Origin of the sequence: Trichocoleus sp. FACHB-40, from assembly GCF_014695915.1 — a bacterium.
Lineage (GTDB): Bacteria > Cyanobacteriota > Cyanobacteriia > Cyanobacteriales > FACHB-T130 > Funiculus > Funiculus sociatus.
This window is the reverse complement of record NZ_JACJPF010000026.1, coordinates 1-14,322: the sequence shown is the minus strand read 5'-3', so window position 1 is coordinate 14,322 and position 14,322 is coordinate 1. Positions and strand designations below refer to the sequence as shown.

Sequence of the window (14,322 nt, the reverse complement as noted above, 5' to 3'; positions counted from 1 at the left end):
CAACCTAGAAGCTAACTTTTGCCTTTTGCCTTTTTTATGCAGAACTTGCCCACTCAAGAACGTTTTCCAGTGCCAACAGAGGCGCTTGATGAACTTCCCTACCACATTAAACAGTGGCAAAAAGGTTATGAATCCTTGCCACAAGAGTTTGACTACTGGATTGATGATATTGAAGGACAGATTCCCGCAGAATTAGAAGGGACACTTTTCCGGAATGGCCCTGGATTGCTGGATGTAAACGGGCAACGTATCCATCACCCCTTTGATGGGGATGGGATGATATGTAGAGTTGCCTTCTCCAACGGTCGCGCCCATTTTTGTAACCGCTTTGTCCGCACACAGGGCTATGTGGAAGAACAAGCATCTGGTAAGATCCTCTATCGCGGTGTCTTCGGCACCCAAAAGCCGGGTGGTTGGCTGGCAAATGCTTTTGACCTGAAACTCAAAAACATTGCCAACACTAACGTAATTTACTGGGGTGACAAACTCTTAGCTTTGTGGGAAGCCGCTGAACCCCATCAATTAGATCCCCAAACTCTAGAAACGCTTGGGAAAGATTACCTGGATGGCGTTTTACACAACGGTGATGCTTTCGCCGCCCACCCCAGAATTGACGGCGAAACACTGGTAAACTTTGCGATTAAACCGGGTCTTTCCACTACTATTACTATCTATGAGTTAGATTCGACTGGCAAAGTTGTACAGCGTCACGCTCACAGCGTTCCTGGCTTCGCCTTTATCCACGATTTCGCCATTACGCCTAACTACTGCCTGTTCTTTCAAAACCCGGTAAGCTTCAATCCCCTACCTTTTGTGTTTGGAGTTCGCGGTGCTGGCGAGTGTGTGCAGTTTCAGCCTGACCAACCCACCAAGATTTTAGTAATTCCCCGCAACCCCCAACAAGGCAAGGTGCAAATCTTAGAAACCCAGTCTGGTTTTGTCTTTCACCATGCCAATGCTTTTGAGCAAGACGATAAGATTTGCATTGACTCGATTTGCTATGAGTCTTTTCCGTCTGTGGAAGCGGATTCCGATTATCGTGAGGTGAAGTTTGAGGAACTTGCACCAGGGCAGATGTGGCGATTTACGCTCAATCTGAATGATAAAACGGTACAGCGTAAACTTTTGGAAGGTCGTTGCTGTGAGTTTCCCAGCGTTCATCCGGAACGAGTCGGACGACCGTATCGCTACCTATATATGGGTGCTGCCCATAATGCTACTGGCAATGCGCCTCTACAAGCTATTCTCAAGGCTGATTTAGAAACGGGCAATCGTCAACTCTGGAGTGTTGCACCGCAAGGCTTTGTCAGCGAACCTGTATTTGTTCCCCGTCCGGGTACATCAGCTGAAGATGAAGGCTGGCTGCTGGCTTTTGTTTACGACTCCACTCATCACCGTTCTGATGTAGTAATTTTGGATGCTGGCGACTTGAATAAAGGGCCAGTGGCGCGGCTGCACTTGAAGCATCATGTCCCTTACGGGTTGCATGGCAATTTCACGTCCCAATGTTTTGCACCGAGTAAATAATACCCTTCCTCGTTAAGAGTCTCTAGCTAGGAACGCCTAAACAGAGGCTCTGCTTTGGTCATTTTCAGTATCAATCGAAGGGTTATAATTTCTAACTGAACTGGAGGCGGAAGCCTCTAGAGACAGCATTCCCAGGCGCGAGTCTGGGAGCGAGACAAAGAAATGGGCTTGAAAAATTTGAGAAACTGGTACTTTCCACGTTTTCTTTTTTCATCAAGACAGGCTAAGTTAGCTGAAGTATCCCAAGTGGAACTGGGATGAAATTTAGCATCGTTATTACGACTTATAACCGTCTCTCCTTGCTGCGGCGGGCAATTGACACTGCTCTTGCCCAAACATTACCCTGTGAAGTAATTGTTGCTGATGACTGCTCCTCGGATGAAACCGAAGCTTATGTCAGCAGTTTGGCGAAAAAGCTGCGTGAGTCAGGTGACGAACGTCTGGTTTACCACCGCAACTCAGTGAATCTCGGTCACTCCGCAACGATGAATGCTGGGGTGCAGCTGTCCCAAGGTGAGTGGGTTAAGCCAGTTGATGATGATGACTATCTGGCACCAAATTGTTTAGAGGAGATGTACAATGCGATCGCGTTGTGCCCAAACGCAGTAATCTGTTCTTGTCAGGCTGCTCAGGTTGATGTCAATGAAGTTGAAATCAGCATAACCAAACCAGCTGGCCCAGGAAAAGCTTTTTATATTCCTCAAGAAGACATTCATTATGGGATGCTGCTGGAACTTGTCCCTTTTGGCACCCCTATTCAAGTTGCCTTTCGTCGCGATGCTTTCCTCAAATCCGGGGGTTGGGATACTACTTTAGATGTCTGCGATGATATTGATTCTTGGATTAGAATCGCCCAATTTGGCGATGCCGTTTTTCTTAATCAATGTCTTGCCTATCGCACGATTTGGACTGGAGGAAATAATCAAAAGTCTGCCCTGCAAAGGCGGCTAGATATCAATATCTTAATGAAAGAAAAAATCTATGCTCTTGTCAGTCAAGAACATCAGGCTAATCTTCCATCATTTCAAAATATTAAAACTTATCTAAAACTCCATTGGAGTCTGGTAGCTCTTAAGCAAAAAAAGATTTTAACTGCTTGCGAAATTGCTGGCGCGGCGGTCTTAAATCCCTTTGCCTGGAAGCTTTTAACCAGAAATCACTTACTATCAAAAAATCAATCTTATTCTCAACAAAAAAATCTAAAAAAGCAAATTTTATTTTCTGAAAGGCTTGGTGACGTCATCCATGAAAATTATCAACCCAACCCAGCCTACAGCCAAGAATTGCCGATTAATTTTAAATTTGGTGGAATGGCAGCTTTCAACCAACGAAAAATTTTCAGCGCCATTAAACTTGTCTTCGACACTGTGTTTTCGCAGGTTACACAGAAGCTTTTGGCTACAGTTGCTTTACTCAATCCCCGCAAAAACCGCTCTTACCAAAAACAGATGGATATCAATACTTTATTCCTTTATCTGTTAGTCAGTGAAAAGCGCAAGTCTTCTATTCCTAAGCTTCAGGATTTACAAGCTTATTTAGAACTGCGTGGTGCCATTTTTTCTTTCCAACAAGGAAAAATATTAATGGCAATACAGATGGCGTTTCCATCTGTGTTTTCGCTAGCGGCCTGGAAGCTTCTACTTAAAGTTGTCCTATTAACTCAACTCCACAGCACACAAATACCTATTCGCAAGCTAGTGCTGATCGAATCTTAACATTATTCCGGATGGTAGAGCTTAGATTAGGTATTTTTAGCTATATTAAGAATGTTAACAGAAACTTGCCTTTTAGCTTAGAGGTCGTCTCTTCATAGGGCGGTGCCAGAAAGGAATGCGATCGGGTGCCACTAAACTGAGTTACCTAGATTACGTGTAACTAGAAAAAGCGACTAGCAACTAAAAGCGAGTAAAAGTAGCTAGAGCTATAAGTCAAATGCCTCTAGCTAGGGTGAAAAAAGTTAGGGTAAGTACGTTATAGAGGTAGCAAATGCTACAACAAATCACTTATCTTCAACTAGACACTATGCACAACCGTTCATTTCATTTTGGTGAGGACTGGTACTGGTGACATCACTGATACAATTTACCCAAACAGCCGAGGAATCCCTAATCACAGCCTTTTTTCGGGAATCCGAAGGGAACTGGCGTTCTGAACGACGCTACTACACGCTACCGGATGGAGAAACTAAAGAGATGGTAAGTATGATCGCCATCCGGTTTTTGGAACAAGGTTGTCCCGAACTCGTGCGTTTAGGCAAGATGCACGAAATGGAAGATCCAGGGGCAATGATTTGCGGTTCTTACGTTGAATGGAACAGTACAAACTCAGTGACAGGCCGCAAAGAATCTAAGGGTTCAACAATATTTGGTGCTTTGGGAAAAATATTGTATCGCGATCGCGGCTTTGCCACCCCCAAGCCAGTGACAGCCCAGTATTCCTTCACCAATCCTAAAACTTTGTGCTTGCGGACTGAGTACAACGGCTCGGTGTTTGAAGAAGAATTAAAACTGATTGGTGACAATTATCGCACCCGCCAAACCATCATTTCTCGTGCTGGCGAACAGCAGATGATTGGTCAGTATCTGGAAAAACGGGTTTAATTATCGCTGGCTTTCGTGGGGTGAGATACCAGCCCTTCAAATACCCGACTTCTTACAGAAGTCGGGTATCTTGCCTTCAAGAATCATTTAGGACTGCTATATAACTACAACATACGGAACTGTTCAACTTTCGGCGAAAAGTTGATGGGCATCACAGTTTCAATATTTTCAGTCGGATTGGGAATGATGTAGTGGGTGATAACTTCGCCGCCGTAGACTTTTTCGGCTGCTTGAATTCCGGCTGCAACGGCGATATTTACCTCGGATATTCTTCCTCGGATGGAAACTATAAAGTTACCTTTTTCCGCGAGTCCATAATAAACTAGCGTGACTGAGCCAGCTTTAACCATTGCGTCTGCGGCTGCTAGTACAGCCGGAAAACCCAATGTTTCAATCGTTCCCACGGCCTGGGGCATAGAATCAGTTCCTGAATCAAAGCAAACAATATGTTAATTGTACGAGGCTTGAGGATAGGATTTTGAATTTTAGATTTTGGGAGATCGGAATTTCTCGGACTCCGATGATTTTAGATAGGGGCTGCGGACGGTGAAGCGATCGCTTCTATACTAATCCTCTGGAGTCACTTGGCTGGAAGTAATCTGGGTTGCTGCAAGCATGATGGGGAACCCGATGCAGCAGCTAAAATCTTGCCAGGAGATGCCTGGTAGCTTTGATTTAACTGCCTTCCCAGATTCAGGATAGTCTTTGCGCCCACGTTAAGCTGCTTTAAGATTTGCCAGAAAGACGCGATCGCTATTCCTCTTCTCACCTCTCAATAACTCTCCAAATCAGCACTCAACACTTTTTCAAGTCAGGGTGGGCATTCTCCACTCTAAACTGTTACTAGAGTTTTTACGACTGATGAGTTGAAACACATGGCTGACATTGTTGATATTGCAGTTAGCGCCGATTCTTTCAAAACCCTAGTAACGGCTGTCCAAGCTGCTGGGTTGGTAGACACGCTGAAAAGCCCTGGCCCTTTCACTGTCTTTGCACCCAATGACGATGCTTTTGCTAAGCTGCCACCGGGAACTATACAAACCCTAGTACAAAATATTCCCCAGTTAACCAGGATTCTCACCTATCATGTCGTCCCCGGCAAGTTAATGAAGGCTGATTTAGCAAAACTTAATTCTGTCACCTCAGTTGAAGGTTCACCCATTAGGATTGATTGCTCTGATGGGTTTGAGGTAAAAAATGCCACAGTTCTAGCAGCAGATATTGAAGCTGATAACGGTGTCATTCACGTTATTGATACCGTGATTCTCATGGGTTAATTCAACCACCTAGCAAGTAGAGTGGGCATTGCCCACCCTACCAGTAGCCAGTTTATATGCTTAAACCTTATTCTTTATTTTGCTACATCATCTTAACTAATTTTTCTCGGCTGCTACTCTAATGTTGTCAACGCCATCATTGGGGAACCTGCATCTGAGAGCAACGTCTAAATTCTTATAAAAATTAAAACAATCCTAGTTTTATTTGGTTTAAATGTAGTAATTCATGGTCAAAGCTAAAAGCTAAGCTTATTGTTTGGATTGTCCAGCAATAAAATAGTTTTATTGCCGTAAAAGAGCTATGAATCGCGTCAAATAAAAAATTGCGCTTAATTTTGTAAGCTAGATTCTCTTGAGAACTTGAATAAACATTAGAAATAACTTACCAGACCAAAAACAAATGGTGAGGTTTTGTTATGCGAAAAAAAGACTAACTCACATTCCCCGGTATCAGAGAGGTTGAATTTTAGGAAGTTGGGATAAGTAACAGGAGGGTAACAATGAAGTTTTATAACATTATAATAATATGCGCGATCGCAATGGGCGCGATCGCTGGTTCTACTTTAGCAACAATTGGCTATCGCAACAGCCACTCACCTCTACCCACAGCTGACATTCTACCTTCCCCAACACCGACAACCGAGAATCCTACGCCGCCAACTACAGTCGTATCTCCCTCACCGTCTACACCGCCAACTACAGAACCAAATCTACCAACCACAGAACCAAGTGTAATTAAAAATAATCAACCTGACAAAAGTACATTTTTCCAATTTCGCCTGCGTCTTGTAGATGCCGTTAATCGGCGGGATGCTAGCTTTATTCGCTCCCTTGTAACACCAGAAACTGAATGGAATTATGGCGGTACGCTAACTTTAGATTCTTACAATATTGACGACAAGAACTCTGAGTTTTGGGCGTACATGGATAAGGCAGTCGGTTTAGATTGTGCCATCGACAATCAGGCTAAAGTTGCTAACAAAGAACCTGATTCTGATGTTTGGATTTGTCCAGATGTCAAAAAAGCGTTGGAGTCTATTAGACCAAATAAACCCAATGTTGGGCAACTAGCAATATTAGGACAAGACGTTAATGTTCGTTCTGAGCCGGGAGCGGGTGGTAAAATTGTTGGGGTAGTGTCTCACGAATTTGTAGCATTTGACAGCAACACCTTTAACAGTTTGCCTGAGGGTATGCAGAAGGCAGTTAAAGAAAAGGTTGTCGATGGTTGGACACCAGTGAAGCTGCAAAATGGTCAGCAAGGCTGGATTCTCAATCGCTATGTCTACGATCAAGAAACAGATTACCGCGTTAGTTTTGTGCGTACAAAAGGACAATGGCGGTTGCGTTACTTCCTGCCTGGAAATGGCAATTAAGTGATATCAAACTTTAAGGATCTTTTAAGCGCTGTAGTTTGAAAAAGTAAAAAGTAAAAATTGCAGGATTGCTCATTTTTACTTTTTACTTTTTCATTCCTTTAGCGATGCGGAAGTAACTTCAACTCAACGGTTGGTTTTGCGGCTGACGGAGTAGAAGCAGGCGCTGTAGCAGATGGATTTGAGCGCAACTGCTGATAGAAGCCCAGAACTTGTTCCGTATAAGGGGCAGTAGGGTTGCTACTGTAGCGGGTGGGGTCGCCAGTCATCCACCAAGCAGCAGCACGTTGCACAGCTACAGCCTCATTGTTGCCACTAACCTTATATTCGTCTTGCAACACATCGCCCATGACACACACTAGGATGCCCCGTGCTGTGACTGGGCTGGCTTCAAATTGCGTTGGTGTCAGTTCCCGGTTGATACATTGTTTCGACCAGCGGGTGATGTTGTCTGGCTTAACTTGCCACTCGCTGAAGAGTCCATCGTCAGGGGTTGCGGTTTGCGGCGCTGCTCGTCGTAGCGCTTCCACCAGCGCCCCTATCTGAATGTCCGTTACCTGGGCAGGTTGGGCAGTAGCAGCCGGGGCTGGGGGTTTTGCTGATGGCTGGCTAGAGGTAGGTGAGGGTGCGGGACTTGGGGCTGGCGATGGTGAGGGTGTGGGACTTGGGGTTGGTGAAGGTGAAGGTGTGGGACTTGGGGTTGGTGAAGGTGAAGGTGTGGGACTTGGGGTTGGTGAAGGTGAAGGTGTGGGACTTGGTGAGGGTGTGGGACTTGGTGAAGGTGTAGGCCTTGGTGAGGGAGATTGTTGGGCTGGGGGTTTAGAGGGGGTAGAAGCAGGCGGCACAGAGGATGGATTAGAGCGCTGCTGCTGGTAGAAACCCGAAACTTTCTGGATATAAGGGGCGATGTCTTTACTGTTGTGACGGTTGGGGTCGCCAGTCATCCACCAGGCGGCGGCGCGTCGCACTGCTAGAGATTCATTGTTGCCGCTGGCGCGATACTGTTCTCGGAAGATATCGCGCATGACGCACACGAGGATTGTCCTTGCTGTCGAGGGGCTGGCTTCAAATTCTGCGGTGGAGAGCGATCGCCCAATACATTGTTTCGACCACCGGGGAATGTTGGCTGGTTTAATTTGCCAATCGCTGTAGAGTCCATCGTCTACTTTTCCGGTTTGGGGTGCTGCCTTGCGTAGCGCTTCTACTAAGGCCCCTACTTGGGCATCAGTTTGCGACAAGGCGGGCATTGCCAATGTCCCGATGGTGAGAATCGCTCCCAAGACTTTATACTGTAATCGCATAGATTACCTCCTACGAACTTAGAAGTCAATTTTCATCCTAAGTCGAAATTTCAAGTTGGGAGCGATCGCGCTAAAAACTTAGGAGGCAAGGAATTATTAACTCATAACTCCTCGCCTCCTAATTCATAACTCTTTAATTTACTTGCACAATCATCCCTTCACGCGCCAGAAACCCACCTGGAGAGACTTCTTGGACTTGCGTTTCAATCTGATCTAGAAAGTCATCGCTATGGTTTGGTTCATGGTGAAAGATAGCGAGACGCTTGACACCAGCAGCCTCGGCTACTTTCACTCCTTCTTGCCAAGTGGAGTGTCCCCAGCCGACTTTCGGAGATTTGGGGTTGTGATATTCCTCGTCGGTGTACATCGCATCGTAAATCAAGACATCGGCTTCACGGGCTAGGTGCAGCACATTTTCATCTGGGCGATCCGGCAAATGTTCCGTATCCGTGCAGTAGAAAACAGTGTGTCCCTGCCACGTCACTCGATATCCCATTGCCCCGTTGGGATGATTGAGCGGGGCAGTCTCAATCGTGATATCATCCACCTTGAAAGTATCACCACAGACCAATTCGTAGAACTTCAGGTCAGCCGCTAACTCTTGGAGCGGGACTGGGGAATTTGAGTGTAGCACGCGATCGCAGAAATGCTGTTTCATTGAGTCCGCATCCGGTGGGACTGCCCCGTGAATGTGGAAGCAATTGCCTTCCAGATAGGCGGGAGCAAAAAACGGCACTCCTTGAATATGATCCCAGTGGTAATGTGTAAAAAACATATAAGCTTCCACTGACTTAGCTTTGAGCAAATCTTTGGAGAGCATTCTTAATCCGGTGCCGCCATCAAAAATCAAGCGTTTCCCGCCAACGCGCATTTCCACGCAGGAGGTATTACCACCGTAGCGAACTGTATCTTTTCCAGGGGAGGGGATACTGCCTCGCACACCCCAAAACTGAACCACAAACTCTGAAGAAGGGCTGATTTCCATTTCACTCTCAAGGCTTTAAAGTACCGCACTGACCCTGATGGCGCAGCAGATGATCGCACAGCACTAAAGCGACCATTGCTTCAACCATAGGCACCGCTCTGGGCAAAACGCAAGGATCGTGCCGCCCCTTAGCTGCTAGCCTAGTCTCAACGCGATCGCGGGTCACGGTGCGCTGTTCTTTGCGAATCGTCGCTGTTGGTTTGAACGCCACGCGGAGAATGATATTCTCTCCGTTAGAGATGCCCCCCTGGATTCCGCCGGAGCGATTCGTACTAGTACGAATTTCCCCGTCTTCGGCGATAGAGAATTCATCATTATGTTCGCTGCCAGTCAGCAATGTCCCGGCAAAACCTGATCCTATTTCAAATCCTTTACTTGCGGGTAAGGACATGACACCCTTAGCCAGGTCTGCTTCTAGTTTATCAAATACTGGAGAACCTAGCCCTTTGGGTAGATGACGGGCAACACATTCAACAACGCCGCCGATGGAGTCGCCAACACGCCCGACCTGCTCAATTTTTTCGATCATTCGTTCGGCACATTCTGCATCAGGACAGCGGACAATGTTACTTTCTACTTGTTCTAGGGTAACGTTGTTGGGATCGATGACACCTTCTAAGTCTTTGATGCGCTTAACGTAACCGATAATTTCGACTCCGGCGACTGTTTTAAGGATTTTTTTAGCGATCGCGCCTGCTGCTACTCTTCCAATTGTCTCACGCGCCGAGGATCTGCCGCCACCCTGCCAGTTGCGAATCCCATATTTAGCATCGTAGGTAGCATCGGCATGAGAGGGGCGATAGGTTTGCGCCATCTCATCATAATCCTGGGAGCGAGTGTCCTTGTTTCTCACCAACATCGCAATTGGCGTTCCCAGTGTTTTCCCTTCAAACACGCCAGACAGAATTTCGCAGGTGTCAGCTTCCTTGCGAGGTGTGACGATCTTACTTTGTCCCGGTCGCCGCCGATCTAATTCTACTTGGATTTCTTCAGCGGAAATTTCCAGTTGCGGTGGACACCCATCAACAACAACCCCGACACCGCCGCCGTGGGATTCGCCAAAGGTGGTAATCCGAAATAGATGACCAAAAGTGTTGCCCATAATACTTGCAGAGTCGGCTAGAAATTTTGATTTTAACAGCGATCGCTATTCAGATGGGGAGCGATCGCGCTTCTCGCTGCAACTGTTGCTTATTTAAACGAACCGCCAAGGGCGCAAAAAACGCAGAGGTAAGAGGGGAAGTATGCGATCGCTTTTACCACGCTTAATTTTTTAATTCCTCTATCTGCCCATCAGCACTCACACGCACTCCAGCTCGTCGGCTGACTGAATAGAGTGCTGAGTAGATTGGCTCTGCTAAATACTCTTCCTCTTCGCTGTTTAGTGACGATCCAATTTTCAGCAAGGCTCTAACTGTTTTACAGTCATCGGCGACTTCGCCAATTGCGTTGACTACAGAAAGTCCTTTGACAGCAAAGGTTCTGTACATCCTGCGCTCTTCCAGTAGACACACTAATTCAGGCACCAACGACTTGGTAGCAAGTTTTGGCAGGGTGCGTAGAAGTTCACCTTGAGATGAGTGCCACTCCGGTTGACGCAACATCCATAGCACTTGCTGAGCGATCCCACTAGGCTCATACTCAGAGGCAGCATAGATAATGCCCATCGCTTCATAGACAGATGTCCTATATTGTCTTGTCCGAATGAATGATCTGTTTACTTCATCACGTATAAACCAGGGATCTGACAAATCCTCTTCGTTCTCGGTAGCTCTAATCTGTTCCAATGCCTTGAGCAGCATTGGAACTACAGAGTTGTCACCCAAACTTTTGAGAGTGCGCGTTATCCTTTGCCATATATAGCCAACCCAGTTAGTGTTTCTCAAACACCAGTTAGGAGGGACAACTTTACTTTCTATTGCCTCACCCAGATAAGGAATGCTCTCCCTTACTCTCCAGGTTCCAAGGGTTGCAGCTATGCCCACCCGAACGCGCAGATCGATGTTCTGATTTTCCAGCATAGCCCTTAATGGCTCTCTGGCAATTTCGTGCAGACCTTCTAAGGCTTCTGTTAACAACCACCTGATCTGCCAGTCAATGGTTTCATCTGTAAGCGATGCCAACAGGTCACTCACCAAGGATGTATCTTTTAAGTCTCTCAAGGCTTGAGCGATCGCTGGCTTTATCTCAGTGTTTGTAGTTTCTGCCAGCAGCATTTGTAGAAGCTGAGGAGCAACAGACTTATCACCTGAACTACCGACTAAGTTAAGGAGGGAAATTTTATGCCGCTCCAAGCATTTCTCGTTTATCAGCATATCTATCAGCTCAGGAACTACGGATTTTTCGCCTAGCTCAATCAAAGTTGTAGCTAACTCTAACTGAATCCATTGATATGTCTCAGCTTTGAACATAGCCAGCAACTTAGGAAGAGCGTGGATAGCTCTCCGTTCAGATAAGGCGTATAAGATTTTTCCGAGCACCTGCCCATGCAGCTCTGCCTTGGTGTCCAAAAGTTCTAGGAAGCGCCCAGCTACGCTCCGATCGCCAAATTTTCTGAAGGCTATCACAATGTTTATTTGCTTTCCTAGCTCAACCCCGTTATCTTTTAGTAGCATCGCTAGCAGTTCGTCATACAAGGAATTACCACCAATTTCTACTAAGACTCTCGCTGTCCGTTCCCAGTCTAGATGGTAGCTTGAGGTGAGAAGCAGATGTTTGGCATCCGCAATGATGCGCTCTTTCAAACCCACCATCGTAATTCGGCGGGTATATGCCAGACAGTATGCTGCTAAGAGCAAATCGCTGTCAAAAAGGTCATCGTTCGCCGCTAAGTTCCCTTCTGGTAACTCTAGCAGGCTTGTCGAATGTCCCAAGATACCCAGCAGCAGGGGTGTGGCATCGTTTAACATCTCAGACAGCAGCAGGATAACTTCTTCCCACCAAGGTTCGTAGCGATGAACAATAACCTCTGACAACGCAGTTGCGCCTTTGTCCTTAACTGCTAGGGCTGCAAAATATTCTTGAAATGTCAAATGCACAAACCCATACCACCCATGCGCTTGCATCTTCAGCAGCCCATGTTGAGCAGCAATTTCATCCAAGATGGCTTTGTTGTCTTCTCGCGGGATATTTATCGTTGGCAAGAAATCGGCAATCAACTCCAGCAACTCATCTTCTGGGAAGTAGCGTTTTCCTGACTTGTGGAAATGCCAAGCCACCCCCTGCAAGAGATCGCGTTTGCCATCTGTACTAAACTGGCTGAATCGCTTGATGTCTCGATGGGAATCCCACTCTTTCAGTAACACTGTTAGGCAACGTTTGTATAACTCAGCGCGACGCTCTGGCAATTCCAACTTTTCTTGGTAAACAATTGCAATCAGAGACAGGATCAGCGGGTTCGCTGCCAGCATCTGCATTCGCAAGTTATTTTCCAGTGCTATTCGCAAGTTATTTTCCAGTGCTTGTCGTAGCCCTTTGGCGTTATTGGGGTTTGATTTAAACCAAAGATTGACAAACTCCTGAATCTGCTCCCAACTGAAATCCAGAACTTCCAGCGTCTGAAATCCTTTCAATCCTCCGCGCCAGCCAGCTTTTCGGCAAGTTACCGCAATGGGAGCAGCAGAAAACAGCGTCGCTAGTCGATTAATTTCATCAGCCACCCGCTTGTAAGCGGCTTGAGCCTCTTCCTGAGTTCCGCCACCCAGCACCTCGTCGAGTCCATCTAACAACAACGCGGCTTTGCCATCGTTCAGCTGTTGCTCTAGGTAAGGGCGAGCATTGCTAAAGCCGTAGCGCTCCTCCAAGTTAGCGGCGATGAAATCCAGTAAATCATTTTTCTTGCTTTCTACAAATTTCTTAAGTTCCGCATAAACAGGCAAAAAGGGCAATTTTGGTTCAGTTTGTTTAACCATTTGGAGCGCTAAATACCGCTCCATCGTAGTTTTGCCAGCCCCCGGATCGCCCACCACTACCATACGGCGGAATTTCACCAAGGCATCTTCTGGTGAGAGGGCAACTTCTGCCAGTTTTGCTATATGTACCTGGGAGCGTCGCAGCTGTTCGCTGGGTTCTTCCGCAGCCAGTGCTGCCATTTCTTCGTCTTTGGCATAGCGCAGGGTTTTTTCTTCCCGCACTTGCAATTGCACATAGATGTTCTCCAAGTTTAGAGAAGACGGCACGTTGGGCAAATCGGAAATACTCAGATGACAGAGTTCGTGCTTCAGTTTTTCGTAGTAGGCTTTAACGCTTTTTGCCTCTGCTGCTACCTTTGCAGTTGCTTGTTCTTCTTCTTCTTTCTTTTTTTGTTCTGCCTGTAACCGCAGCTTATACCGCTCCAAAGCTCGCGGAGCGTAAATAGCTATAAGCCCAGCTATAGTCGCTCCTAATAGCACGCCAAGAATTGCAACCCAATTACCAGCAGTTGCTTCCCAAAAGTTCCAAGTGGGTGTTGTGGATTGAGGGGAGTTCGTTGTTTGTGAAGCACCCAAATTGGATGAGGATGAAGGCGGGGGCGTTTGCGTGGGTGAGGTAGCTGGTTTCGTTGTAGCAGTAGGCTTTAGTGCGGGAGAAGATTTCGCAGTAGGTGAGGCGACTGGACTGGCTGCGGGTGGTTTTGGATTTTGGGCAACACTCGTACTTGCCAGTAAAAAGCTAAATAAGACTGTACTAGAGGCAAAAACGCGCTTTTGATTTCCCGGCTTCATAATCTTTGGAGGTTGCTCGCGATCGCTTTCTCGACCAATCTAGCTCTTCTGATGATATGGACGGGACAGCCGATAGTGAATGATAGTCGAAATCGGGTTTTGGAGCGATCGCTTCCTTTGCTTCCTCTGTCTCCTAAAACAAAAAACGCCCTCCCTAACGGAAGAGCGTTTTTTATTTAGCTAGAAAAACTAGCGATTAACCATTGATGCTAGGAGCAACCAAAGCAACTGGAGTAGACTCACCTGCTGCCAAGTCGAGAGGGAAGTTGTGAGCATTACGCTCGTGCATTACTTCCATACCCAGGTTGGCGCGGTTGATTACATCTGCCCAGGTGTTGATTACACGACCTTGTGAGTCGATTACACTCTGGTTGAAGTTGAATCCGTTCAGGTTGAATGCCATCGTGCTGATCCCCAGCGCGGTGAACCAGATGCCGATGACTGGCCATGCACCCAACAAGAAGTGCAAGCTGCGGCTGTTGTTGAATGATGCGTATTGGAAGATTAACCGACCGAAGTAGCCGTGGGCTGCAACGATGTTGTAGGTTTCTTC

Annotated in this window: 11 protein-coding genes and 2 pseudogenes; 6 read left to right on the top strand and 7 right to left on the bottom strand. The window is 46.7% G+C overall.

All coding sequences use genetic code 11. The annotated features are described in order from the left end of the window. Positions 1-36 precede the first annotated feature (36 nt). The 3 genes and pseudogenes from H6F63_RS02045 (at position 37) to H6F63_RS02035 (ending at position 4,127) form a co-directional block, all read left to right on the top strand. Positions 37-1,527: a carotenoid oxygenase family protein gene (locus tag H6F63_RS02045; protein ID WP_190634456.1), complete on the top strand. Its 1,491-nt coding sequence runs from the start codon at positions 37-39 to the stop codon at positions 1,525-1,527. Between the two features lie 257 nt (positions 1,528-1,784). Next, positions 1,785-2,675, top strand: a pseudogene (locus tag H6F63_RS30835) (glycosyltransferase family 2 protein); the annotation flags it as partial. Between the two features lie 915 nt (positions 2,676-3,590). Further along, complete coding sequence (locus H6F63_RS02035; RefSeq protein WP_190634452.1) at positions 3,591-4,127, top strand: phycobiliprotein lyase; 537 nt, start codon at positions 3,591-3,593, stop codon at positions 4,125-4,127. A 104-nt stretch (positions 4,128-4,231) separates the two neighbouring features. Here the strand turns inward: H6F63_RS02035 and H6F63_RS02030 are convergent, their stop codons facing one another. Together H6F63_RS02030 and H6F63_RS02025 are read right to left on the bottom strand one after the other, a co-directional pair. Further along, the gene (locus H6F63_RS02030) at positions 4,232-4,543 is read right to left on the bottom strand and encodes a carbon dioxide-concentrating mechanism protein CcmK (protein ID WP_190441090.1); all 312 of its coding nucleotides are present in this window, start codon (positions 4,541-4,543) and stop codon (positions 4,232-4,234) included. 164 nt (positions 4,544-4,707) lie between these two features. Continuing rightward, positions 4,708-4,896 carry a hypothetical protein gene (locus H6F63_RS02025; RefSeq protein WP_190634450.1) on the bottom strand — a complete coding sequence of 63 codons (189 nt, stop codon included), beginning with the start codon at positions 4,894-4,896 and terminating at the stop codon, positions 4,708-4,710. 106 nt (positions 4,897-5,002) lie between these two features. Here H6F63_RS02025 and H6F63_RS02020 point away from each other — a divergent pair, with 106 nt between their 5' ends. Next, positions 5,003-5,404 (top strand): fasciclin domain-containing protein, encoded by a 402-nt coding sequence (locus H6F63_RS02020; RefSeq protein ID WP_190419719.1) that lies wholly within the window; start codon positions 5,003-5,005, stop codon positions 5,402-5,404. A gap of 500 nt (positions 5,405-5,904) precedes the next feature. Further along, complete coding sequence (locus tag H6F63_RS02015; RefSeq protein ID WP_190634448.1) at positions 5,905-6,780, top strand: SH3 domain-containing protein; 876 nt, start codon at positions 5,905-5,907, stop codon at positions 6,778-6,780. Positions 6,781-6,881: 101 nt separating this feature from the next. Here the strand turns inward: H6F63_RS02015 and H6F63_RS02010 are convergent, their stop codons facing one another. The 3 genes from H6F63_RS02010 to aroC form a co-directional block, all read right to left on the bottom strand. Beyond that, positions 6,882-8,081, bottom strand: coding sequence for a hypothetical protein (locus tag H6F63_RS02010; protein WP_190634446.1), 1,200 nt, complete (start codon positions 8,079-8,081; stop codon positions 6,882-6,884). A gap of 133 nt (positions 8,082-8,214) precedes the next feature. Next, positions 8,215-9,066 carry an MBL fold metallo-hydrolase gene (locus H6F63_RS02005; RefSeq protein WP_190419723.1) on the bottom strand — a complete coding sequence of 284 codons (852 nt, stop codon included), beginning with the start codon at positions 9,064-9,066 and terminating at the stop codon, positions 8,215-8,217. 7 nt (positions 9,067-9,073) lie between these two features. Then, the gene (aroC, locus tag H6F63_RS02000; protein ID WP_190634445.1) at positions 9,074-10,168 is read right to left on the bottom strand and encodes a chorismate synthase; all 1,095 of its coding nucleotides are present in this window, start codon (positions 10,166-10,168) and stop codon (positions 9,074-9,076) included. A 5-nt stretch (positions 10,169-10,173) separates the two neighbouring features. Here aroC and H6F63_RS01995 point away from each other — a divergent pair, with 5 nt between their 5' ends. Further along, positions 10,174-10,335 carry a hypothetical protein gene (locus H6F63_RS01995; RefSeq protein ID WP_190634443.1) on the top strand — a complete coding sequence of 54 codons (162 nt, stop codon included), beginning with the start codon at positions 10,174-10,176 and terminating at the stop codon, positions 10,333-10,335. Here H6F63_RS01995 and H6F63_RS01990 read toward each other — a convergent pair. Beyond that, complete coding sequence (locus tag H6F63_RS01990) at positions 10,332-13,769, bottom strand: NACHT domain-containing protein (protein ID WP_190634441.1); 3,438 nt, start codon at positions 13,767-13,769, stop codon at positions 10,332-10,334. The genes H6F63_RS01995 and H6F63_RS01990 overlap by 4 nt on opposite strands. A 196-nt stretch (positions 13,770-13,965) precedes the next feature. After that, positions 13,966-14,322: pseudogene (locus H6F63_RS01985) on the bottom strand (photosystem II q(b) protein); the annotation flags it as partial.

Coding starts and splice junctions, on each gene's coding strand:
- H6F63_RS02045 (WP_190634456.1), top strand. CDS start 37: ATGCAGAACTTGCCCACTCAAGAACGTTTTCCAGTGCCAACAGAGGCG.
- H6F63_RS01990 (WP_190634441.1), bottom strand. CDS start 13,769: ATGAAGCCGGGAAATCAAAAGCGCGTTTTTGCCTCTAGTACAGTCTTA.
- H6F63_RS02020 (WP_190419719.1), top strand. CDS start 5,003: ATGGCTGACATTGTTGATATTGCAGTTAGCGCCGATTCTTTCAAAACC.
- H6F63_RS02010 (WP_190634446.1), bottom strand. CDS start 8,081: ATGCGATTACAGTATAAAGTCTTGGGAGCGATTCTCACCATCGGGACA.
- H6F63_RS02005 (WP_190419723.1), bottom strand. CDS start 9,066: ATGGAAATCAGCCCTTCTTCAGAGTTTGTGGTTCAGTTTTGGGGTGTG.
- H6F63_RS02015 (WP_190634448.1), top strand. CDS start 5,905: ATGAAGTTTTATAACATTATAATAATATGCGCGATCGCAATGGGCGCG.
- aroC (WP_190634445.1), bottom strand. CDS start 10,168: ATGGGCAACACTTTTGGTCATCTATTTCGGATTACCACCTTTGGCGAA.
- H6F63_RS02030 (WP_190441090.1), bottom strand. CDS start 4,543: ATGCCCCAGGCCGTGGGAACGATTGAAACATTGGGTTTTCCGGCTGTA.